Genomic DNA, 2,037 nt, shown 5'->3' on the forward strand with positions numbered 1-2,037 from the left:
CTTCTCAGATGTCAGCGTCCTCGCTGCGACGTTCGAGGAACAACGTGTCACGCCACCGCCCACCCAGTTGAGCGATACGCGACCGAGTGCCGACGACTCGGAATCCGACGGCCTGATGCAAGGCGACGCTTGCCCGGTTCTCCGGGAAAATCGACGACTGCACTGTCCATATCTCACTGGCGTCGGCGGCTTGCACCTGTCGGCGAAGCAGCAGCTTGCCCACGCCGCGCCCGCGAGCGCCGCTACCGATGTAGATGGAGTTCTCGGCGACCCCGCGGTAGCAATCACGCGAGGACACCGGGCTGAGGCTCGCCCAGCCTTCGACGCGGCCGTCGATCTCGGCCACCCATCGATGATCGGGTAACCATTGCGCGTCGAGCTTCTCGACGGATGGCACCGAGGTGGTGAACGTCGCGGTTCCGGTGTCGATTCCTTCGCGGTAGATCGAGCGGACGGCATCCCAGTCGCCGGATTCCATGCGGCGCACCACCACGTCATCGGGAAGAACTCCCAGTGTGTCTTCGACCGGACCACGAGCAGCCACGACGGCGGCCGCTGCCATCAGATCGGAGTATGCCGTTCCGGCAACACTGACAACCGAAGTGCCTTCACGCACCGAAGCCTCGACAAAACCGACCTCGATCAAGGCCTCGAGGTGAGCACTCAACGCCGACGGCTCGAGTGATGCGGCGTGTGCAATCGTCTCGACGTCGATCGGACCGCCGGCAGCAAGTCGAAGCACTCGCAGCCGCGTCGGATCACCCAGGCACGCAAACCTGCGCGCAAGTACGTCGGTGTCGAGGGGAGCGAGTGTTTCTGAACTCATGAGGCGACTATAACGCCGCTGACCTGCAGTTCGGTCGGCTAGGTTCGGCAAGAGTGTCCCGGAGTGAGAAACAACTCAGCCACCGACCCCAGGGTTCGCCGGCTAACGCGCACCGATCGACGCGGCAATCATCGACCACGAGTTGTGAAGATCGTCCTGCCAGTAACCCCAAGAGTGAGTGCCAGTTGCCCGGAAATCATAGGTGGCCGGGATGCCCAAGGAGTCGAGCCGCTCGGCCAAACGCTGGGTGCACTGGTTCGTCCCGGCCTCGATGACTCCACCCACGATCACCTGGTTCGCCAGAACGCCGAGGTCGCCGTTGACCATCGGTCCGCCCAGATTCTCGTGTGGGCCGGGCAGGCCCGATCCATTGCTGATGTAGAGGTCGACCCCCCGCAATCTCTCGGCATTGACCACAGGATCGTTGGCTACCCAGCCCGGACCGCCGGGAGGACCCCACATGTTGTCCACGTTGCCGCCGCGGAATCCGACCACGAATCTCACGTAGTCCTGACCGGGTTGAGTACTCGTCTCGGCACACCCGCTGAAAGCACCGACGGCACGGTAAACGGATGGCGCCGCCTCGGCCAGGCTCAGAACCGAGGTACCTGCCATCGACAATCCGGCAACGGCATTCGTACCCGTAGTCCCGAGCGTGGCATCGACGATCGGTGGCAACTCCTGGGTGAGAAATGTGGTCCACTTGTTCAGTCCGAGAACAGGATCGGGCTTCTCCCAGTCGGTGTAGTAGCTGTAGGCACCGCCGATCGGGTTGACGACGTTGACGTTCTTGTCGCCGAAGAAGTCGACGACGTCTGTCCGTGTCTGCCACGTCGCCGTGTCCTCGCCTCCGCCGGCCCCATTGAGTAGATAGAGGGTCGGCCGGGGCGCACTTGTGTCTGCCGGCCGAATCACCTCGAGCGGAATCACCTTGTCCATCGCAGCCGAGTAGACGTACATAGTCAGCTGACGGGCGTTGATCTCCTCGACGTGATCGAGAGCTGAACCGCCTGAAGGGGATGTCGGGGCCGGGTCAGCCGAGGCCAACGCTGCTTCGCCGAACAGTCCCGTCCACGCGACGAGGGCGACGACAAGCATTGCCCGAGTACGTCCGATTCTTCTCATTGCCGCTCCTCGTGCTCGATTGCGGTGCCCGGCAACAGCTCGGTGGCGCTCGCTTCGCGGGCGTGCGGCTTGGTGGCTTGAAGTTG

Annotated in this window: 2 protein-coding genes; both read right to left on the bottom strand. The window is 63.3% G+C overall.

Translation table 11 applies throughout. From position 1 onward, the window contains the following. Positions 1-4: 4 nt before the first annotated feature. Positions 5-826, bottom strand: a complete 822-nt coding sequence (locus tag ACN50D_RS21780; protein ID WP_211921130.1) for a helix-turn-helix domain-containing GNAT family N-acetyltransferase — start codon at positions 824-826, stop codon at positions 5-7. Between the two features lie 102 nt (positions 827-928). Then, positions 929-1,951: an alpha/beta hydrolase gene (locus tag ACN50D_RS21785; protein WP_003944025.1), complete on the bottom strand. Its 1,023-nt coding sequence runs from the start codon at positions 1,949-1,951 to the stop codon at positions 929-931. Positions 1,952-2,037: the final 86 nt, after the last annotated feature.

The organism is Rhodococcus sp. SB1D (assembly GCF_048573875.1).
GTDB classification, from domain to species: domain Bacteria; phylum Actinomycetota; class Actinomycetes; order Mycobacteriales; family Mycobacteriaceae; genus Rhodococcus_F; species Rhodococcus_F qingshengii.

What these genes read in the sequence shown, in the direction of transcription:
- ACN50D_RS21780 (WP_211921130.1), bottom strand. Translation starts at nt 826, where the DNA reads ATGAGTTCAGAAACACTCGCTCCCCTCGACACCGACGTACTTGCGCGC.
- ACN50D_RS21785 (WP_003944025.1), bottom strand. Translation starts at nt 1,951, where the DNA reads ATGAGAAGAATCGGACGTACTCGGGCAATGCTTGTCGTCGCCCTCGTC.